A 20472-nucleotide genomic window follows, 5' to 3' on the forward strand; every position below is an offset into this window, starting at 1 on the left:
CGCCCGATGTGCTGGCCGCGGTAGACACGCGGCATGATGTCGGTGATCAGTGCGCGCTTGCCGACATCCTCCAGAACGAACACGTCCAGCATTCCATCGCAGAGCGAGGCCATCGGTGCGACGTGCATGCCACCGGCGAAATAGGCACCATTCGCAAAGACCGTCATATTGGCAGAACCAGCGAAAAAGCGCTCACCTGCGACCTCGAGCTCGATCCTGACTGGCTGAAACGAGGCGATCGAGCGAATCGCACCGGACATGTACGAGACGAGCCCGCCGAAGCGCTTCGAGCTCTGATTGATCCGCAACGCCGTCGCACCGCCCAGCCCGGCGTCCGCGACGTTGGCGAAGTAGCGTGTGGCGAGCTGGCCCGTCTCAGTGGCGAGGTACTGGATGCGGCCAACATCGATCGTTGCGACACAGCCCTCCTGCAATGCTGTGATTGCATCGTCGATCGAGCGAATGCCGAGCGAACGCCCTAGATCGCGACCTGTCCCACAGGGAATGAGCAGTATCCGTGTTTCGGCGCTCGTTGGCGCGTCATCGGCCAGGACGCCGTTGACGATCTCGTTCATCGTGCCGTCGCCACCAACGCAGACTACGAATGGCACATCGCGGCGCGCGAGGCGACGCGCGATGTCGGTCGCGTCGCCGGGTCCGGTCGTTATGTAGGCCTTGAAGTCATACCCGGCAGCACGGAGCTGTTTCGCGTATCCCGGCCAGCGCCGACCGGCACGGCCATTGCCGGCCATTGGGTTCACAATGACGTGGAGCGTCGTTGGATTGGCTCCTGCCAGCGTGCCCTCTTGCTCGGCGGCTACCATCTTCGAGGTTTCCCTTCGGCTCGCGAACCACCACCGCGCACGAGTCCGGCGCGACGTGATGGCTGATCGTTCGTCTGAATGCGGGGCAGTATACCGCTAGCGACCGGCTGCCCGTCGATAGACGCCGACAGTCGCGTCAGCCGCACTCTGCCAATCGAATCGCGCCGCCTGCGCGATACCGGCTGCGGAGAGTGTGGACCAGCGATCTGCATCACTCGCCAATGACTCTATCGCTGCGGCCCACGCGTCCGGTTCGGCGTCGGGCAGGTCGATAGCTGCGCCGCCAGTCACTTCCGGCAGCGCGCCGCCGGCCGAGGAAACGACAGGCGTACCACAGGCCATACCCTCAAGCGCGGCCAGGCCGAAGCCTTCCACGCGGCTAGGCAGGGCGACAGCCAGAGCAGTTCGATACAGGTGCCAGACATCAGTGTCGGGCAAGCCAGTCCGCCACTCGACCCGCCCGCTCGCCTCAGCCTGCCGCAGGCGCTGCTGCAGTTCGTCCGTCCGCCAGCCGGGGTTCCCAACAATGACGAGCCGGATGGCTGGATCGAGATGTTCGAGCATATCGAGTAACAGGTCGTACCGTTTGCGCGGCTCGACGGTGCCGACCGCGAGCACGAAATCGCCGCGCGCAGATCGGGGCAATGGCGGGTCGTCCGCGATGCCGCGCGTGAGCCCGAGCGGAATGACGGTGATGCGCGCCGGATCAAAGCCCAGCCGCTCGGCGATGTCATTCGCCGTCCAGGTTGACGTAGCGATAACCTCGGTTGTCCAGCGCAACGCTTTCGGCAACTGCTGGTAGTAGGCCAGGCCATCGGGCGCAAGATCCTCGGGCCAGCGCATGAACGCCAGATCGTAGATGGTCGCGACAATCGGCACGCGCGGCAGCAGCGGCGCGATCAGATCGACAGCATGGTAGACATCCGGGCTCACACGCCGCAGCGTCAGCTCGACCGGCAACGCGACGCGCTCCAGCCGGTGATGCGGCGGAGTGCGCAGGCGGACAGCGGCGCTATCTCGCGTGCTGTCCTTCACCGACCGAATCGGCAGCAGGTCGATGTCGCTGCGATCGTCCAACGCGGCGACCAGGTCGGTCGCGTAGCGCGCGATGCCACCGGCGCGGTAGCCGGCGAGGCGCATGTCGAAGGCGACGCGGAGGGGGGTGGCGGAGCGGGCGGCAGGCGGTGTCATGAGGACGAGCCTGGATGATCTGCTGGCGATGAACGTACGCGTGGGGGCTGAATAGGCGTATGCAATACGCCCCTACATTGCGCCGCAGGTCCGGTCAACGTGCTGTTTCGCGAGATTGGGAAACTGGTGCAACGCGCGGACCATACAGGGGCGTATTGCATACGCCCGTTCAGCCCCCAACGTGCCAAAATCCGACTGCGCACTAGACCAGCGGCTCCAGGATGAGATCGCGCGCGCCCTGGCGCAGGAAGTGGAACTGCTCGGCGTACTCCATGCCCGACGATCCCGCCGCCATCTGGCTCATCCTCCGCATGCGCTCGCTGTTCGCTTCAGCATCGGCGACCTGCGAATGGTGGCAGCGCATGGCCGCGAGCTTGAGGTCGATCGTGTCGGTGATGTCGATGCGCAGATTCGGGGCGGACGCGCTGACCATGTAGATGTCCTGCACCGTATGCGGCGGCAGGACCTCGTCGAACATGTCTGTGAATGTGCGGCGGTTGCCGGATAGCGGGAAGAGCGCGGCCAGCGCGGCCTCGCCGCTCGTCCAGTGATCCGGATGCTGAATATGCCCTGCCATGAAACGACGCTGTGGATCGAACAGGATGGCGGCCTGCGGTTTGGCGCGCCGGATCTCGCGGACGATCTCGCGGCGCAGCTCCAGCGTATGGAACAACTCACCATCGCGATGGTTCAAGAACACGACGTCCTTCACGCCGAGGATCTCGGCGGCGGCGCGCTGCTCGTTCTGGCGCATGGCGACGAGGTCGGCGTCGGAGATCGGCGTGTCACCGAGCCCCTGCACGCCGGCGCGCCCGTCGGTCATCAGCAGATAGGTGACGCGGCAGCCGGCCTGCGTCCAGCGCGCGATTGTGCCGCCGCAGATGAAGTCCGGATCATCCGGGTGTGCGAACAGGCAAATCGCGCTCTCCGGCACACCAATACGCTCATCAATATCCATCATGCAGTTGCTCCATCGGGTGTGATTGTTGGCGTTTCAGAAAAGGGGTAGGCGCGCTGCTGCGCCATCTGAATCAGCTCGTCACGCGCGGCGAGGATCATAGCGTGGAGGGCGGGATCCTGCTGCTCAATACCCGACTCCGCCAGCTCATCCATATCGACAACCTCAATCGCGCCGTCGTGCAGGACAAGGACATCGACCCACAGGTCGTGCCAATAGATCGTGTCGTCGGTGACGCGGGTCGGGTAGGTGACGTTGCAGTACCAGCCCACCAGCGTGCCGTCTGGCCGATAGGTGACGAACAAGTTGTAGGGACGATCGGTGGCGAAGTACTCGTAGAGCACATCATCGGTCTCAAACGTGTAGTAGCCAATATCGACCGTGCCGTAGGTCCAGATTGCGCGCGCCGCGACCCAGCCATCCGGCGCGGGGATATCTACTGCAGAATAGCGAGTTGCTTCGCTCCCGTCTGGCCGAAGCTTCACCACCGTCCATGTGCGTGCGTCGGTCATGCGCTCTGCCCGCGAACGACGCTCAGCACGGCGGCGGTGCGCTCCTCCAGCTGCGCCTCGGTGTCCGCCTCGACGTTCAGACGCAGCAGTGGCTGCGTATTGGACGCGCGCAGATTGAACCACCAGGTCGGATAGGAGATGGTCAGGCCATCCAGCTCGTCGAGCTCGCCATCAGCAAACGCCGCGCGCACTTTCGCGATGGTGCCGTCCACGTCGGCAACTTCGGAGTTGATCTCCCCGGAGCGGAAGCGCGTGTCGATCGGCGCGAGGTATTCGCTCAGCGAGCGGCCATCTGCTGACAGCAGCTCCAGCACGGTCAGGAACGCGATCAGGCCAGAATCCGCGTACCAGTTGTCACGGAAATAGAAGTGGCCGGAATGCTCGCCGCCGAAGATGGCGTCCTCACGGCGCATGTGCGCCTTGATAAAGGAATGCCCGACGCGCGACCTGATCGGTCGACCGCCCTCATGCTCGATCAGCTCCGGCACGGTGCGCGAGCAGATCAGGTTGTAGACGACGGCGGAGCCCGGGTTCTTGCGCAACAGGCTCTGGGCGACCATCGCCGTCACCATATCACCGCCAACGAACTCGCCATTGTCGTCAATCAGGAACATGCGGTCCGCGTCGCCGTCGAAGGCAACGCCCATGTCGAGATCGTGCGCCACAACGGCAGCACGCAGATCGCGCGTGTTCTCCGGCTCAATCGGGTTGGCTTCGTGGTTCGGGAAGGTGCCATCCAGCTCGAAGAAGAGTGGAGTCAGCTCGCCCGGCAGATGCTTGAACACACGCGGCAGCACCTTGCCAGCCATACCGTTGCCGGCGTCGATGGCAATGCGCATCGGCACAATCGACTCGACGTCGATCATCGACAGCGCGTGCTCGACGAACTCGTCGGTCACATCGCGCTCGATCAGGTCGCCGCGACGGCCCGGATCGGCAAAGTCGTTGGCAATGGTCAGGTCGCGAATCTCGGCGATACCATCATCGAGCGAAATCGGCCGTGCCTCGGCCCGGCACAGCTTGAAGCCGTTGTACTCGCCAGGATTATGCGAGGCAGTGACCATCACACCGGCGGAAAAGCCGAACTTGCCGACGGCGAAATAGAGGCCATCGGTCGAGATCAGGCCGATGTCGGTCACATCCGCGCCCTGATCGCGGATGCCGTCAATCAGGGCAGCGGCCAGCGCCGGACCGGAGACGCGCATATCGCGACCGACGCAGACATTGTCGACGCCAAGGTAGGTCACCAGCGCGCGACCGATGCGGTAGGCGATGTCGGGGTTGAGCTCGTCCGGCACAACGCCCCGGATGTCATAGGCCTTGAACAGGTCCGCGAGGTTCTGGCTCATGTCAGATCTGCCTCTCTTCAATGCTCTGCGGAATAGCTAGCCGCATGACGATTTCGTCGTCCTCGATCTCGCCAGTCCGCCGAAACCCGGCTCGTTCGTAGAGATACTCCGCCACCTCGTTGCCCGGCTCGAAGCTGAGGTAGATCTCCGACACGTGGTGGCGCGCGACAAGCAACGCGATCGTCTCCTGCAGCATAGCGGTGCCGAGCCGTTGCCCCTGAAACGCGGCATCAATCATGAAGCGCAGTATCCAGTATCGCCCGCGTTCCGGCTCCAGACTGAGTAGCACGAAGCCGACGATCTCTTCATCGCGGAACGCGACATATGGCCAGGTGTTCGGGCGAACGGCGGATTCGGCAATCGAGTACAGGTTGTCGGCAACAAACCGCTCCTGATCAGGCGCAACCTTCAATCGAATCGCCGCGTGAAAGGTCTCCAGCGTCAGATCGTGCAGCGCCACCACCGGCGTCCGTACACCTGTCATGGCTATACAGGATTCGGATCGGCGAAGAAACGCGTCTCGACGCCAAACTGGGCGGCGATCTCGGCGGCCAATGCCTGCACGCCAAGTCGCTCGGTCGCTTCGTGACCGGCAGCCACGACGACGACACCCATCTCGCGCGCTTCGGCCATCGTCGGCTCGCGAATGTCGCCAGTCACCAGGGCGTCGCAGCCAGCTTCCAGCGCCTCATCCAGCGCCGAATAGCCCGAGCCGGTCAGGAACCCGACACGCTCCAGCGGCGGAGCGTCCTCAACCGCGCCAACAGCCAGTGGCTCCCGCCCAGTAATCTCCGCCATCACGGCCAGCAGCTCGCCGAGCGAGTGCGGTGCCCTGCGCGTGCCAACGACGCCGAGCGGCTCGCCGCCAACCAGCGCGAAGCGCCCCGCGCTCTCATACCCAGCCGCCCTCGCCAGCAGCGCGCAATTGCCGATCTCCGGGTGCCCATCGAGCGGCAGGTGGTAGCCGATCAGGTTGATGTCGTTGGCTAACAGCAAGCGCAGTCGTTCCGCAAACAGACCGGTGATCGGGCCGCTGCGGCTGCCCCACAGGAGCCCGTGATGCACCAGCAACGCGTCAGCACCCCAGGCGAGCGCCGCATTCAGCGTCCGCTGCGATGTGCTGACTGCGACGGCCAGACGCACCACATCCGCTCGGCCAGCCACCTGCAGGCCGTTGACGGCAACATCCTGAAACGTGGCGGCCTGAAGGCGCTGATCCGCCCATTGAACGATCGCGTCGACTTGCGCCATCGGCTCCAGCCTCCTTTTCGCATCACGGCGATATTGTGCCACCCATTGCGGATCTGTCTTCGTCGGTATACTGACTTGTCAGTAGGAATCGCTCGCTTCTGTCGCGTCAGAATAGGACTCACATGGCGTCACCACGCACACTCCAGCCAACCGACTCGATCGATCTGCACATGCACACCTGGGCATCTGATGGTGGCTGGGACCCTCCGGCGCTCGCTGCCTACCTGGCCGAGCGCAACTTCCGTGTCGTCGCCGTGGCGGACCATGACACGATGTTCTCCGTCCCGACCATGCAGGCCGAGACAGCCAAACACGGCATCACGCTGATTCCGGCAGTCGAGGTCACGACTCGCTGGTCCGACCGCCAGGTGCATGTCCTTATCTACAACGTGGACCTCGAAGCTGAGCGTACCGCCGCGTTCCGCGATCTGATGGCATTGCAGCGTGAGCAATTGCGCACGACATCCGAGCGCGCAATCGAGTTGCTGGAGCACCACGGACGGTACATTCCGGCGCTGGCCGAGGTGAACCGCGGCCTGCCACTGACGCCACACCACGTCTTCACCGCGATGATCAAGGCCGGGCACGGGACGAACCTGTATCAGGCGCACAACATCGTGCGCTCACTCGGCGAGCCCGTCATCGTCGATGTGCCGATCGCCGACACCGTCGCCGCCGCGCACGAGGCAGGCGCGATCGCGATCGTCGCCCACCCGGGCCGCGATGAGGGCAAGGGCATTCTGACCGCCGAGCTGCTGGACAGTCTGCGCCAGGAAGCGCCGGTCGATGGCGTCGAAGCGCACTACCGCTCGTATAAGGATGCCGATGTCCAGCGCTACCGCGACTATGCCGCCGAGCGCGGCCTGCTGGTCAGCACCGGCTCCGACTCGCACCGCCCCGGCTACCCGGTCAATCCGATTGCCTTCGAAGCCCGCTGGGCCGCCGACCTGCTGGAACGCTTCGGCATCGACGTCGAGCCGTGGGACGGCCCCGCCTGGCAGCCAGCAAAGGCGGCCGTCGGCAGCGCAAGCTGAGCGCATGCCACGCATCACGCGACTGCACCACGCACAGATCACGATCCCGCGCGGCGCGGAAGACACGGCCCGAGCGTTCTACGTCGATCTGCTGGGCATGTGCGAGATCCCCAAGCCGGACAGTCTGCTTTCGCGTGGCGGACTCTGGCTCAAAGTCGACGACATCCAGCTGCATCTCGGCATCCAGGACAGCATCGACCGCAACGCCAGCAGAGCGCACCTCGCCTGGCAGGTCGACGACCTCAGCGGCTGGCGCGACCTGCTGAAACGCCACGGTATCAAGGTCGCCGAAAGCATCCCGATCCCCGGATTCGAGCGCTGCGAATTTCGCGATCCGTTCGGCAATCGCATCGAGTTGATCCAGCCGAGCTAGTGAGTGCCGCCGTGGCGTACGTCTCCCGGCGCAATCAGCGCATGGAGCGGGCCAGGCTCGGCGTCGTTCGCAAGCACGTCCATCACCAGCACATCCACTCGCTCACGCCCGATGCGCTTGGCCTCCCGCAGCGTCCCTACAAGCTGAAATCCGGCGCGCTCGTAGGCACGAATCGCACCGATGTTGTGCGCGTAGACCTCCAGCCGCAGGTGGTGCAACCCCAGCACGTCGAACGCGTAGGAGCGCATCAGGACAGTCGCTTCGGTGCCGAACCCACGACCCCAGGCGTCTGGCTCGCCGATCATGATCCCGAACTCGGCGGTGCCGTCCGAATGGTTGACCGCGTGCAAGCCAGTCGTCCCGATCGGGCGCATCGCTGCAAGGTCATAGATCGTGAAGTGTGGCTCACGCCCAATGCTGGCCGATTCAAGCCAGGCGGACTCTGCGGCCAGCGTCATCGGCATTGGCGGCAGCGCGAGCGTGCGCGTCACGCGCAGGTCATTTATCCAGCGCTGGTAGGTTTCAGCGAGATCCTGCCGCAGTGGCCCCAGGCCAACGAGGGTGCCTCGAATCATCAGCACGGTATTCGCGTCATTCGTCGCCACTACACGCACATCCCTATCAGTTGGTGGCCGATCAACGGATTCGGTATCATATACCGACCGTGCGGCAACGCCGTGCCCATGCCCTTGTAGCTCAGTAGGCAGAGCACTTTCTTGGTAAGAAAGAGGTCTCGGGTTCGAATCCCGACAAGGGCTCTCTTTTTGTTGTTCCCCATGCAGATGCAGTGTTGGAATGTGAGCCGTCGCTCACCGTGTCCCGAACCAGGCGTCGTGACATGAGACTGCATTCTACGAATCGTCCCACCAGACTCGGGGTCTCCAGATAACCAGCCTCACGCATTCAGCGAGTCCGCCAAGGTAAATTGTTGAGACATATATCGTCGGAACTGCACGCCCACAGATTGATATTTGTGCGTTCGCTCGCCAATGTTTCCGCGCGCGTGAAGGTGGACTCCGCGTGCGCCTCGAATTCGCGAAACAGGTTGCGAATGTTCCAGCACATGTGGGGCATCAAGCTCGTCCGGCGTATCCGCATGGCGGACGCAGAGCACCACTGAGCCTCTTGCTGGACGACGACATGACAGCGAGCACGACAATTCGTTCTTTTGGCAATCACACAATACCAATGACAGCCAGCCACGTCCCCGCCGCGCAACTGCATCAGTTGCTGGCTGTCGGTACGCGAGCCATCTGAATCGCGGGTCCCAGCGTCACTCTTCCGGAACGCCTCGCCAACCGTGGATCACATCGTAGTCGACGGCTGAGTAGAACGTGCGGCCGTTGGTGTTGGTGCGGACGTGGATGGGCCAGTTCTGGCGCTCGAAGTCGTCGCGGACGATCCAGGTGAGCTGGGCGAGCTGGTTCTGGGCTTTGCCACGCGACAGGCCGGTTGCCTCGACGATGTCGCCAAACACGACCTCAGTGCCGGCGTTGGCGGTGGTCAGGTCCATCAGGGCGATCGGAGCGATGAGCTCACGCTCGGTCAGGATCTCGCGCAGGAGCTCCACCTCTTCCGGGTCCCACTCCACTTTCTCCATCTGTCCGACTGGTACTGAGGGCGACATGAGGTTGTCGAACGCGAATGACAGGTCGATGCCCTCGGAGAGTGGGTCGTCTGGCCCCTTCACCGAGTCGGGAAACCTTTCCACGTACAGCAGTTCCGATAGCAGGCCATAGACTGGTCCGAGGAACCGAACCGGCACGGGAACATTGACGATGTCAGTTGGATCGGCCATGGCAGTATCCTCTTCTGCTCTTCGCGGGCAGGCACGGACAGCATATGTCGGGAAGTACAGGATACACAAGGCTGCCCGACGCGTTGACGGAGCACCTAGTAACCGCGTTGTATGTCACTGCTACGACCAGGCTGGCGCGCGCGACGGGATGACCCCGGTAAGGTCGAGCGTGCGAGAGTGGTCAAGCGCCGCGAGGATTGCTTCGGGGTCGAATGGGCGACCGTGGACGCCACAGCCGCGCAGTGTCAGGTACATGCGGTGCGACTCCAGCATCTCCGCTTCGGCCAGGCAGACGGCGATCGGCAGATCAGCAACCGACCAGCGTGCACGGGCTGCGTCGATGACTTCAACGACTGAGAGCGGCGAGTCCCTGGCTGCCTCAAGCACGACCGCGTCGATATCGGCAAGATTGTCCGGAGTAAGCGGATCGGCGGCGGCCAACACATCGACGGAGCAGCCACGAGACGCAAATGCAAGGGCGGCATGATAGCGGAATGTCGGGTCGGTAGAGATAAGCAGGATTCGGCGTTGCTCCGTCATAAGGCGCTCCAATACATTCGGCGCGCAAGCCACTGGTATGTATGGATTCACGCACGGCTTGTGCCATGCAGACACAGCATCCGCGTAGCGTAGGCGTTGGGCTGTTTGCTATACTGCGACGTGTTGTGGATCGTCCGGTTCACGACGTGCCGACGTAGCTCAGCTGGCAGAGCAGCTGTTTCGTAAACAGCAGGTCCGGGGTTCGAATCCCCGCGTCGGCTCCCCCGAATACACGTGATTCCCGTTGGTGATCGACCCGCTGAACGGGTGGTTTACGCCTGTCTGCATGCGGCTTGAGTCCGCTTGAGATGCTGGTGATTGATTGCTTTGTGGTAGCAGAATCGTCCAACGAGAAAAGAGCACAGGCCTATGTGCGGGCAGTGAACGTTGACGGCGGTTGCCGCGTTTGGAGCTTTCCAGACGATGCGTGTTTGGGTGTACCCACATGTGAAGCAGGGACTCGGGTCCGTGCGGCGAATGATCGTGCATTTTGCGTCTACGCACGTCGCAAATGACGCACAGCCGCGGTGGGCGACGGCAGCAAGGTGGCTGGTGAATCGGCGAGGACGTTGCCGATCACGAACAACGCCTCGCCGGACGAATCATCAATTGCGGGATGGTGCCTGTCGTAGTGATCGGTATGCGCCAACCTGACACCAGAATGACCTGTTGGATCGTGCGACCTACTTCGCCACCGCGAACCGATCTGCCGACAGGAAGCCGATGTCGTGGTTTGTCGTCCCGTTGGTGGCGAGGTCGCAGAGGATTTCGCCGACGACCGGGCCGAACTTGAAACCGCGTCCGGAGAAGCCGCAGCCAAAGACGACATTGGCGCTGGCCGGATGGCGATCGATGATGAAGTCGCCGTCGACCGTGTAGGTGCACATGCAGGTTGTGCGGAGAAGTTCCGCACCGGCTGAGCCGGGCATGTAGGTGTCCAGCGCGTGGCGCATCATATCGACTTCGCTGTCGTCGATCGTGCGCCGGATAGTGCGGGCGGTCGTCTCAGTGCCCCACTCAGTGGCGCTGCGGCCGAGCTTGACACCGAGGCCGTCGATCGATGGGATGCCGTAGTAGCTTCCCTCGGGGCCCTCCAACAGGAAATCCGGCGCGCCGGCTTCGGCGGTCCACCAGTCGGGCCGATCGGGGATGAAGTAGCCATTGATGCTGCGCAGCACGCGATAGGGGAAGGCGAGGTCGGCGAAGACCTCCGGTGCCCACGGGCCGACGGTCAGGATCAGACGGGCGGCGGAATAGACTCCCTTGTCGGTGGTGACTTCGACAGAGTCGCCAGCCGCTGACCAGGACAGCATCGATTCGCCGACATGAACGGTTGCGCCGAGCTGTTCAGCGACGGCGACGTGGGCGCGCACGCCGCGCTCGGCCCAAATGAAACCGGCGTCGGGCTCCCACGTTGCGTACGCGCCGTCCGGCAGGCGGAAGCCGGGAAAGCGCTCGGCCAGAGACTGGGCATCGAGTACCTCCCAGAAGCCGCGCTCCTGCATGCTGGCCGCGACCTCGCGACGCGTGGCGACCTGCTCGCCGGCCACGATGCAGACCTCGCCGATGATTCGCACCAGCTCCTGTCCGCTGGCGTCTTCCAGCTCGCTCCAGAGCTCGAAGGTGCGGGCGGCGAGCGGCACATAGCCATCGTCTCGCGTGGACGATTTCCGGATCATTCGGTGGGGTCCATGTGACGAGCCCTGATCGTGACCAATCTGAAACTGCTCAAGACCGAGCACCCGCATCCCACGCTTGGCCAACTGATAGAGCGAGGCGGAACCCGCCGCGCCCAGCCCGACAACAATCGCGTCATACGACTCAGCCATCTCCGAACCTCTCCTCACCATCCGGCCGACACAGGTTATCCAGCATCTGTATTCAGGCGACACGCTATCAGTGCTGGCCAAACCGGGCAAGCGTCATGTTGGATGGCCCGTATTGGATGCTGCCATTGATTTGCGGAAGTGTCATTCTGATGCTATCGCAGGCTGATTGAGGCACGCAGGCCAAAGGAGGGCACAAATTGGACCAGTCCACATGGCGGACGAAGGTTGGGTTGGCGCAGATGCTCAAGGGTGGCGTCATCATGGATGTCGTCACTCCGGACCAGGCGAGGATCGCGGAAGAGGCCGGGGCCGTCGCGGTCATGGCACTGGAGCGCGTGCCGGCGGACATCCGGCGCGATGGCGGCGTTGCGCGGATGAGCGATCCGGGATTGATCCGCGAGATCAAGGCGACGGTTACGATCCCGGTGATGGCGAAGGCGCGCATCGGCCACTTCGTTGAAGCGCAGGTGATCGAGGCGTGCGACATCGACTACATCGACGAGTCGGAGGTGCTGACGCCAGCCGACGAGGATCATCACATCGACAAGTTCGCGTTCCGCATCCCGTTCGTCTGCGGCGCGCGCGACCTCGGTGAGGCGCTGCGGCGGCTGGGCGAAGGCGCGGCGATGATTCGCACGAAGGGTGAAGCCGGCACCGGCAATGTTGTCGAGGCAGTGCGGCACATGCGCACGATGCAATCGCACATCCGCAGGGCTACCGGCATGACCCGCGACGAGTTGCCGGCCTTCGCCAAGGAGCTCGGCGCGCCGCTGCAGCTGCTGCGTGAGGTCGCCGATCTTGGCCGACTGCCGGTCGTCAACTTCGCAGCCGGTGGCATCGCCACTCCGGCCGACGCCGCGCTGATGATGCAGCTGGGCTGCGACGGAGTCTTCGTCGGCTCGGGCATCTTCAAGTCCGGCGACCCGGCGCGGCGGGCAGCGGCGATTGTCGAAGCGGTGACGCACTACACCGACCCAATCCGGATCGCCAAGGTCAGCGAGAACCTGGGTGAGCCGATGGTCGGCATCAACATCAGCACGCTGCCGGCCGACGAGCTGCTGGCGACGCGCGGATGGTAGCCAGATGAGCGGACGGTATCACGTACCGGCTTTGCTCTCGCAGCCTGACGCAGCAGGCGAGGGGGCGATAGGCGTCCTCGCCCTGCAGGGCGCGTTTATCGAGCACGTCGCGGCGCTGACAGAGATCGGGGTTGCGGCACGCGAGGTCAGGCTGCCGGAGCAGCTGGATGGCTTGAGCGGCCTGATCATCCCCGGCGGAGAGAGCACGGTCATCGGGAAGCTGATGGTCAAGTACGGACTGGACAGCGCCATCGCGTCGTTTGCGGCCAATGGTGGGGCTATCTGGGGTACCTGCGCCGGCATGATCCTGCTGGCGAAGGATGTCGGTCGTGAGCAGCCGCTGCTCGGCCTGATCGATATCGACGTCGAGCGGAACGCGTATGGCTCGCAATTGGCGTCGTTCGAGGAGGACGTCGCACTGCCGGAGCTGGAGATCGCCGACCTGCGGGCAGTGTTCATCCGAGCGCCGGTCGTGGCGCGGGCCGGCGCAGGTGTGCGGGTCGAAGGTCGCGACGGGCGAGGGAACATCGTAGCGGTGTCCAGCGGCAATATCCTCGCGACTGCGTTCCACCCGGAGCTGACGACCGACCGGCGGCTCCACACATGGTTTGCGAAACACGCCATGCAGGGCGCTATTGCGATCGGCTAGCTCTGCATATCTTGACTGTCGAGCGGGACGATTTCCAGAACCGGCAAGTCGCCGCCCTGCTCGACGGCCATACGCAACTCGGCGTCGTAATCGAACAGGCGCGTCAGCCTCAGGATCGGGCGAATCAGCTTCGGCGGGCCGCACGAGCCGGAGCGCTCGACCATCCGCAGCATCAGTGCTGCGCGCTCGTCGGGTGATTCGATCAGGCGCACATCGGCATCCATACGCTTTCTTCCGACCTGGATCGTGACGCGAGGATTCGCGCGGACGTTGCGATACCAGTTCGAGCTGGTGCCCCAGCCGGAGAAAACGATGTAGCGGTCGCCGTGGGGCATGAAGCTGATGCAGACGGGACGCGGCTCGCCGGATTTGCGTCCGGTCGCGACCAGCAGCATGACGCAGCGCCAGCGCAACAGCTCAGCGATCGGGCCGCGGTACATCTGCACCGGCGAACGAAGAAAGAATCGCTGTAGTCCGGCCGACTTCTGGCGTGTCATTCGCGGTTCGCTCGACTCCACGCAGCCTCCCTCCTACGTACGACACCACAACCAGCGTCGTGGTGCTTCCTGAGTAGAGATCAGATTGCGTTCAGCATGCCACGAAATGAAGCCCTGGCAGATGAATCAGGCGATCGATTCAGCGGATGCCTCTGACGAATCGTCAGCACTGAGCGGCACCGTATGCGCGGGATCGATCGACGTGACGGCATCATCGGCCACGGCAGCGCTTGGCTCGATGCGGTCTCCCTTGCGGACGAGGCCAGAACCACTGTATCCGTCTGCTGTCCCAGGGGAATCCACGGTCGCCAATGATGCCTGTAGTCGCTTCATTGGTGTCGCCCCCATTTCACATGATCTCAAGCCGTTGCGTACTGTCTCCCACTATCACTGTACGCATCATGTGGACTGAAGGGAATACGTAAGAATGCTGATCCCGGAGGAGCGGGCTCAGCATAATATCTGAAAGACGCAAATAGGAACCTCGGAATTGGGCAGCTCAATCAGTGGCCCGGTGCCTGTGGAAGCGAAATCGAGACGCCGCAACTCGCGAGCTCGGCCCCTCCCGATAAGGATGGCACGGATTCTGGTATGTACCCATATACCGCACCTGTTAGGCGGTGCGGAGGGTAGGAGGATACGTGATGCGAATCCTGCTCGTCGAAGACGACCCAGCCATCCGATCCGTCCTCCGTGAGTTCCTGTCAGAGGAGGGCTTTGAGGTTCGTGGTGTCGCAGACGGGCGCGCGGGAATCCACGCCGCGCGAACAATTCAGCCCGACCTGATCGTCATGGATCTGATGCTTCCCATTCTGGACGGAGTATCTGCGACCAGGCAATTGAAGAACGACCCTGTGACGCGCGACATCCCGATCATCGCGGTGTCGGCTGCGTGCCAGGCGCGTCCACGCACACGAGAGTTTCCGGCCGACGACTTCGTGCGAAAACCATTCGAGCTGGAAGCGTTGTTGGCGACGATCTCCGAGAATCTCAATCATTCGTCGCATCTGTCGACGTGACAGCGCAGCGTCTGCGTACGTCGCTCCAGCTTGTCAAGCGTCGTCAAAGCTGAGTGTCGTCGTGAGTCCGGGAGTGCCCACGATCGCTCCGGGATACTCCTGGCTCGCGACTGCGGCAACTGACGCCGGGTCCGCCACTGCCGGACTGAGATGTGTCAGCCAGAGCGCGCGGACTTCTGCGTCGGCTGCCAGACGCGCAGCCTGACGCGCCGTCATGTGACCGCGCTGGCGGGCGCGCTCGGTCAGGTCATCATCGGCGTACATCGCCTCGCAGACGAGCAAGTCGCTGTCGGCGACAAACGGCGTCAGCTCGTCAAAGATCGCGGTGTCGGTCACGAGCGAAAGACCCAGACCACGCCGGGGTGGGCCGAGAACGTCGTCCGGGGTTGCCCCGTCGACGGACTCTCCGGCTTGCAATCGCGACCAGTGCTCGATCGGGATATTGAGCCGCCGCGCCCGGTCGGCGTCGAACCGCCGTCCGCGGGAGACGTCGAGCCGGTAGGCGAGGCAGGGCATGTGGTGCTGCGTCAGGATGCACGATGCGCTCACGCCGCCGGGGAGGTCGAACGTTTCGCCGCCTTCCAGTTCGGCGACACCGAGCTCATACGGCACGCGACCGACGATGCTGAACAGGTGCTGGACCACCTCGTGAGTGCGCGGTGGGCCGTAGATCGTGACCGGCTCACGGCGGCCCGAGTGGGCGATCTGAAACAGAATCCCCGGTAAGCCGGCGACGTGATCGGCGTGCAGGTGGCTCAGCAGAATCGTGCCGGTCGAGCGAAACGGCCAGCCACTTGCGCGCCAGTTGACTTGCGTGCCCTCACCGCAATCCCAGAGAATCGTCTCGCCGTTGACCCGGATGAGGCAGGTTGAGAGTGGGCGGCCCGGCAGAGGCATCATGCCTCCGTTGCCGAGAAGACAGATGTCGATCAGACGATCTTCCCTCCTGCCGGGCATCCTCGCGATTACAAGCGTCGCGGGACGTGCGGTGTGCTATTCGTCGTCGGCGCTGACGACACCGGTGCGCTCGAACTCGACGCGGCGCTCCTGCGTTTGCCGGATCGCTTCGGGCGGCAGCGCCTGCGCGCCGCCGATGACGTTGGCCATCAGCGAGAACTGCGCCGCTTCCTCCAGGACAAAGACAAGGTGCGTCGCCTTCTCCAGTGTGTCGTCGAACGCGAGCAGGCCATGGTTGGCCAGCAGCACAGCTTTGTTCGTGTCGTTCACCACGTCGATGATATTACTCACCGAACGATCCGAGCCGCGCGCTCCGTAGGCCGCAACTGGCACTGCCTCGTTGATGTCGAAGCGCACCATCGCCTCATAGGTCGGCTCGATCGGCTTGTTGGCGATGGCGAACGAGGTGACGTACGGCGAGTGCGTGTGCACGATCCCGTTGATGTCAGGCCGGCGACGATAGACCGCCGCGTGCATCTGGATGATCTCGTTCGAGGCCGGGCCGATCTGACCGTCGAGGATGTCGCCATCGGTCGACAGCAACGCCAGGTCTGTTGTCTGCAAGTCGGCGAGGGCACCGACGCCGGTCAACAGAAAGCGCTTGGCGTCTGGCAGCCTGATGCTGATGTTCCCGTGCTGGGAATGCGAGAGGACGGCATGTCCCTCCACGAGCCTGCGAGCGCTTTCGACGACTCGCTCGGCGAATGGCTGGATCTCAGGTGACCACGTCATGGCAGGAGCTCCCTTCACGAATGCGTGGCGCACAGGATTCGATTGTGCGACCACAGCGTGCTGGGTGCAAGCAGCAATGTCGTGTTTGCTACTTCTTCGGCATCGCCTTGAGCGCGTCGTAGGCCGGGCGCGGTGACCAGTCGCTGTTCAGCACCGCCCACGGGTACTTCTCGTCCGCCGGGTCGGTAATGACGCTGTAGTTCAGGTTCCAGACGAACATCGGGCCGATCCACGGCCACTCGGTCCGGCCGATCTCGTAGGCGCGCAGGAGGTACTCGGCCTGCATCGCATCAGTAATCGCCGCGCCGTATTCGTAGCCGGGAGCCTGGTTGGCCGTTGACCAGCCGAACTCAGTCAGCCAGATTTTCTTGCCGCTATCGCCCCAGCGCACCATGATGTCGCGCAGATCCTCAACGCGTCGGAAATAGAACGAATTGTCGGTGTCCCACCCACCAGTACCCGGATTGTTCGGCCACGACTGGTCGGGGGAGTTGTCGTTGCTACCGGGGTGCGCTCCGAGCGCGTCGAAGTAGTTGGAGAGTTCACCGCCGGTGTACTCGTAGGCGCGCTCCAGATAGAGGTCGTCGGCAATCGCGATGTCCGGCTGGTCGAGCCCGTTCGGCGTCAGCGCGCCAAACAGCACCCACGCCGCCGGATCACCGGCCCGCACGCCATCGTGCCCTGCCTTCAGCAGCTCAACGTACGGACCGACCTCGACCCATCCACCAGTGTTGGACGCCAGGTTCTGCTCGTTCCAGATCTCCCAGGCTTGCACCTTGCCCTGGTAACGGTGTGACAGGAACTCCATCAAATCGCGGAAGTGCGCGGTATCGGTCGGGATGTCGCCATCAACGCCGGCCCAGGCCGGAGACGGACCGACGACGCTAACCAGCAGCTTGATACCGGCAGCGCTGGTTTGCGCCGTGATGCGATCCAGGCCGATCGGGTCGTAGAGGCCAGGTCCGGCGTGCTCCAGATTGTCCCAACGCGCCTGGAAGTGAACCCACTCGAACCCGGCGGCCTTGACCATGTCGATCGTTTTCTTGTTGAACGCCGTCGCTGCGGCGCTGCCATCACCCGCCAGAAACGCGTTGAAGCCCGGCGCAGCCTGCGCCGCGACAGCGCGCCCGTTGGTCGGATCGACCGGAGCAACATTGGGATCCTGCCGCGCTACGGCTCCGGCTGGAGCAGGGTGGGCGACGAGGTATTCGGAACCGAGCAAGCCAAGCAGCGTCTCGTACTGTGTGCCGGCGTATTCCGGGTGGTATTCGAAGCGAGTGCGCTCGAAGTACTGGACGGTGTGGATCTCGCCATCTCCAGCCGGTGGCGGCTGGTTGCGCTCGCTGAACTCTTCCGAGATCGGGTAGCCGAAGTTGGGCAGTCCGCCATTGCTCTCCCAATAGGCGCGGAATCCGAAGCAGAGCCGGTGTCCGGTTTCGGAGTAGAACGTGCAGTTGGCGTCGGAGTCCGTCTGGATCGGCTGGAAGGCTGCTTCACTCTCGCGCCCTTCAGCGCGGATTGCGCCGAGGCGCTGGAGCAGGACCTCGTACTGTGTGCCGGCGTATTCGGGGTGGTATTCGAAGATGGCGCGCTCGAAGTACTGCTTGTACAGCCCATTGTCCATAAAGACGCCGGTGATGGGATAGCCGAAGATGTAGAGGCCGCCGTGCGTTTCCCAGTACTCGCGGAATGAGCCCTGCAACCAGAATCCGGTCGGATCGAAGTAGACCGGCTGGCGAAGATCCGCCGCCTCGACTGAGCGTTGCGGCGGCACAGCGATGGTGAGTGCTCCAGCAAGCATCAACACGGCAAGCAGTGACGAGAACAACCTCACGGACAATCCCTTCGACCTGCGGCAGCGGAGCGCCAGTTTCACTTCCAGGCGGCACGGGCTTGTGATCGTATCACAGCCCGACCGGACGGCCGGCGCGGTCGAATGACCGACCACCCCGCGATGGCGACGATAGCGATCAACGACACCAATGACACGAATGTACCAAGCGTACGGTGTGTCGAGTGATAGGTGAAGACCACCTCGTGCGTGCCCTCTGGCAACCAGACTGCGCGCAGCGCGTGATCGGCACGCGTGATCTCGGCAGCTTCGCCATCGACCGTCGCTGACCAGCCCGGGTAGTACGGATCGGCCAGCACGAGGTACCCTGCGGTCGGGTGCGATGCACGGACGACGACGCGCGTGTTGCCATATTCGACGATGTTGGCTGTGCCACCGCTGACCGGGGCGCTGCCGCTCACGCCCTCGACCGGCGAGTCGCTGACCACGACCGTATCGCGCAGCGAACCGGCGTTCGTCGTCATCCACGCCAGCACAGCATCCTCCGGCTGCACGACCCAGTGCTCGGCAATCCAGGCGCGCGGCATCGCGTCGGTGTTCTCGTAGATTTGCATCCAGCCATCCATCGCCAGTTGGAAGCCTGACAGGTCGAAGCCCGGATAGAGATCGGCTAGCGGGCGCGTCACCGGCACGTAGCGGATATTCAGCAGGTCGTAGATCGGCGAACCAGGATTCCCAACGGCCAGATTGAAGAGCTCCTGATACGTCAGCGGCCAGAGCACGCTGTAGCCATTGATGCTCTGCAGATCCCAGACGAGCGGTCCGTTGATCCAGATCGAGCCGGCCTGATCAGGGTAGATGCGGAACTGATCCGGTGCGGCTTCGGCCTGCCGGTCGAGCAGCCAGCGGACGAACGGATCCTCCGGTGCGGCGGCCCAGTCGGGGCCTATGTACGCGTCCGGCCTGCTCTCGTGATCGGCGTAAACACGGTTGGCGTTTGCCAGCCCGACATCCACCGAGACGATCAGCACCAGCGCGACGACCAATGCCGACGCGGGGAAGCGCCAGACTACCCGGGCATAGACAAGGACAATCGCCAGCAGCGCCAGCAATATCGCGCGGACCAGATCAATCTCGATGTTGCGCACGCGGTCGAGCCAGACCGCCTCATCAGCGCTATGACGACGAAGCGCGGCAACGACAAGGCCCACGATCAGCAGGCCGGTACCGATCAGCAGGAAGCGCCCCAGCGATCGCGCTGCCAGTACGCCATCTGCGCGATGGCGCTCCTCCAGCGCACGGACGCCGAAGGCGGCCAAGAGGCCGATGCTGAGCGTGACGAGCGCGATGAAATTGCCGGGCCGCCGGACATGATCGAAACCGGGCACGATCTCGTAAACGAGGCGATAGAGCAGACCGTGGCTGCCGAACGCAAGCACCAGGCAGACCGCCCCGGTCGCGAGGATGCCGCCGACCATACGGCGATGCTGGCGGTCCGCACAGGCGACACCCAGGACGGCCAGGAAGAGCGGTATGATGCCGAGGTACATGTTCGTTTCAGCTGGATCGCCGGTCGCCCAGTAGAGCGCTGGATCGTTCGGCGAGAAGTAGTCCGGGGCGATGGTGGTCAGCAGCCAGAGCGGGCGGAACGACGAGCCACTGGCCTCGGCCCAGCTCAACCCGGCACGCGATGTCTCTCCGCTCAGCTCCCACGATGGCAGCAGCTGAATCGCCGCCAACCCGGTCCCCAGCAGTCCGATGGCTGCCGCCGCGCCGAGCGCCCAGCCAGCTCGACGCGGATCGCTGCGCCATGTCACCAGCGCAACCACTACGCCCAGCAAGCCCAGCAGGTACCCGGATTGCAGGATGGTGAGCGCGTGGCCGGCGAGAACGAGCATGCCGAAGGACGCAGCGCCGAGCGCGACCCAGAGCAAATGCCGACGACGCACGGCCTGGTAGTAGGCGAAGAGCATCCACGGCAACCAGCTCAGCGACGACAGTGGCGACAGGTGCGGCACATGCCAGGCGACGAAGCCACCGAACGCGAACGTCAATCCCGCCACCAGCCCGCCGGCTCGCGAGCCGGTC

General features: G+C 63.7%; 21 protein-coding genes and 2 tRNA genes. 7 read left to right on the plus strand and 16 right to left on the minus strand.

Translation table 11 applies throughout. The features are described 5' to 3' along the window. The 7 genes from M9890_10970 to M9890_11000 all read right to left on the minus strand — a co-directional run. A partial coding sequence (locus M9890_10970; protein ID MCO5177472.1) for a YegS/Rv2252/BmrU family lipid kinase occupies nt 1–824 on the minus strand: 824 nt, incomplete at its 3' end. A 96-nt stretch (nt 825–920) separates the two neighbouring features. Then, the gene (locus M9890_10975) at nt 921–2015 is read right to left on the minus strand and encodes a glycosyltransferase family 4 protein (GenBank protein MCO5177473.1); all 1095 of its coding nucleotides are present in this window, start codon (nt 2013–2015) and stop codon (nt 921–923) included. A gap of 202 nt (nt 2016–2217) precedes the next feature. After that, nucleotides 2218–2976, minus strand: coding sequence for a PIG-L family deacetylase (locus tag M9890_10980; protein ID MCO5177474.1), 759 nt, complete (start codon nt 2974–2976; stop codon nt 2218–2220). After that, nucleotides 2973–3485, minus strand: coding sequence for a DUF402 domain-containing protein (locus tag M9890_10985; protein MCO5177475.1), 513 nt, complete (start codon nt 3483–3485; stop codon nt 2973–2975). The genes M9890_10980 and M9890_10985 overlap by 4 nt, the downstream gene beginning before the upstream one ends. Further along, nucleotides 3482–4834, minus strand: coding sequence for a phosphomannomutase/phosphoglucomutase (locus M9890_10990; GenBank protein MCO5177476.1), 1353 nt, complete (start codon nt 4832–4834; stop codon nt 3482–3484). Before M9890_10990 ends, M9890_10985 begins: the two co-directional genes overlap by 4 nt. A gap of 1 nt (nt 4835) precedes the next feature. Next, on the minus strand, nt 4836–5294 hold the full coding sequence (locus M9890_10995) for a GNAT family N-acetyltransferase (protein ID MCO5177477.1): 459 nt from the start codon (nt 5292–5294) through the stop codon (nt 4836–4838). A gap of 26 nt (nt 5295–5320) precedes the next feature. Then, nucleotides 5321–6085: a Nif3-like dinuclear metal center hexameric protein gene (locus M9890_11000; GenBank protein ID MCO5177478.1), complete on the minus strand. Its 765-nt coding sequence runs from the start codon at nt 6083–6085 to the stop codon at nt 5321–5323. Between the two features lie 122 nt (nt 6086–6207). On the opposite strand from M9890_11000, the gene M9890_11005 reads away from it, so the two are divergent. Together M9890_11005 and M9890_11010 are read left to right on the plus strand one after the other, a co-directional pair. Continuing rightward, the gene (locus tag M9890_11005) at nt 6208–7119 is read left to right on the plus strand and encodes a PHP domain-containing protein (protein ID MCO5177479.1); all 912 of its coding nucleotides are present in this window, start codon (nt 6208–6210) and stop codon (nt 7117–7119) included. A 4-nt stretch (nt 7120–7123) separates the two neighbouring features. Then, nucleotides 7124–7492, plus strand: coding sequence for a VOC family protein (locus M9890_11010; protein ID MCO5177480.1), 369 nt, complete (start codon nt 7124–7126; stop codon nt 7490–7492). Here the strand turns inward: M9890_11010 and M9890_11015 are convergent. Then, a complete protein-coding gene (locus M9890_11015; protein MCO5177481.1) occupies nt 7489–8097 on the minus strand; it encodes a GNAT family N-acetyltransferase in 609 nt (202 codons plus the stop codon). The two genes, M9890_11010 and M9890_11015, sit on opposite strands and share 4 nt — an antisense overlap. Nucleotides 8098–8177: 80 nt before the next feature. On the opposite strand from M9890_11015, the gene M9890_11020 reads away from it, so the two are divergent. After that, nucleotides 8178–8250 (plus strand) — tRNA-Thr (locus tag M9890_11020). A gap of 515 nt (nt 8251–8765) precedes the next feature. Here M9890_11020 and M9890_11025 read toward each other — a convergent pair. Both M9890_11025 and M9890_11030 read right to left on the minus strand, forming a co-directional pair. Next, the gene (locus tag M9890_11025) at nt 8766–9290 is read right to left on the minus strand and encodes a hypothetical protein (GenBank protein ID MCO5177482.1); all 525 of its coding nucleotides are present in this window, start codon (nt 9288–9290) and stop codon (nt 8766–8768) included. Between the two features lie 120 nt (nt 9291–9410). Beyond that, complete coding sequence (locus M9890_11030) at nt 9411–9830, minus strand: hypothetical protein (GenBank protein MCO5177483.1); 420 nt, start codon at nt 9828–9830, stop codon at nt 9411–9413. A gap of 148 nt (nt 9831–9978) precedes the next feature. Between M9890_11030 and M9890_11035 the strand changes: the two genes are divergently transcribed. Continuing rightward, a tRNA-Thr gene (locus M9890_11035) sits at nt 9979–10051 on the plus strand. A gap of 462 nt (nt 10052–10513) precedes the next feature. Here the strand turns inward: M9890_11035 and solA are convergent. Further along, entirely contained in the window at nt 10514–11659 is a 1146-nt protein-coding gene (solA, locus tag M9890_11040; GenBank protein MCO5177484.1) for an N-methyl-L-tryptophan oxidase, read from the minus strand. A 239-nt stretch (nt 11660–11898) separates the two neighbouring features. On the opposite strand from solA, the gene pdxS reads away from it, so the two are divergent. After that, on the plus strand, nt 11899–12738 hold the full coding sequence (pdxS, locus tag M9890_11045; protein ID MCO5177485.1) for a pyridoxal 5'-phosphate synthase lyase subunit PdxS: 840 nt from the start codon (nt 11899–11901) through the stop codon (nt 12736–12738). A 4-nt stretch (nt 12739–12742) separates the two neighbouring features. Continuing rightward, nucleotides 12743–13387: a pyridoxal 5'-phosphate synthase glutaminase subunit PdxT gene (gene pdxT, locus M9890_11050; protein ID MCO5177486.1), complete on the plus strand. Its 645-nt coding sequence runs from the start codon at nt 12743–12745 to the stop codon at nt 13385–13387. Here pdxT and M9890_11055 read toward each other — a convergent pair. Beyond that, nucleotides 13384–13905: a nitroreductase family deazaflavin-dependent oxidoreductase gene (locus M9890_11055; GenBank protein MCO5177487.1), complete on the minus strand. Its 522-nt coding sequence runs from the start codon at nt 13903–13905 to the stop codon at nt 13384–13386. The two genes, pdxT and M9890_11055, sit on opposite strands and share 4 nt — an antisense overlap. Before the next feature lie 623 nt (nt 13906–14528). Here M9890_11055 and M9890_11060 point away from each other — a divergent pair. Beyond that, the gene (locus tag M9890_11060; GenBank protein ID MCO5177488.1) at nt 14529–14903 is read left to right on the plus strand and encodes a response regulator; all 375 of its coding nucleotides are present in this window, start codon (nt 14529–14531) and stop codon (nt 14901–14903) included. A 33-nt stretch (nt 14904–14936) separates the two neighbouring features. Here M9890_11060 and M9890_11065 read toward each other — a convergent pair whose 3' ends face one another. From M9890_11065 to M9890_11080, 4 genes are all read right to left on the minus strand, one after another. Beyond that, nucleotides 14937–15800, minus strand: coding sequence for a ribonuclease Z (locus tag M9890_11065; GenBank protein MCO5177489.1), 864 nt, complete (start codon nt 15798–15800; stop codon nt 14937–14939). A gap of 96 nt (nt 15801–15896) precedes the next feature. After that, the gene (locus M9890_11070; protein ID MCO5177490.1) at nt 15897–16592 is read right to left on the minus strand and encodes a class II aldolase/adducin family protein; all 696 of its coding nucleotides are present in this window, start codon (nt 16590–16592) and stop codon (nt 15897–15899) included. Between the two features lie 88 nt (nt 16593–16680). Continuing rightward, nucleotides 16681–18426 (minus strand): cellulase family glycosylhydrolase, encoded by a 1746-nt coding sequence (locus M9890_11075; protein MCO5177491.1) that lies wholly within the window; start codon nt 18424–18426, stop codon nt 16681–16683. 38 nt (nt 18427–18464) lie between these two features. Next, nucleotides 18465–20472, minus strand: a 2008-nt coding sequence (locus M9890_11080) for a YfhO family protein (protein MCO5177492.1), incomplete at its 5' end; no start/stop codon positions are given.

This window comes from Thermomicrobiales bacterium (assembly GCA_023954495.1).
GTDB lineage: Bacteria > Chloroflexota > Chloroflexia > Thermomicrobiales > CFX8 > JAMLIA01.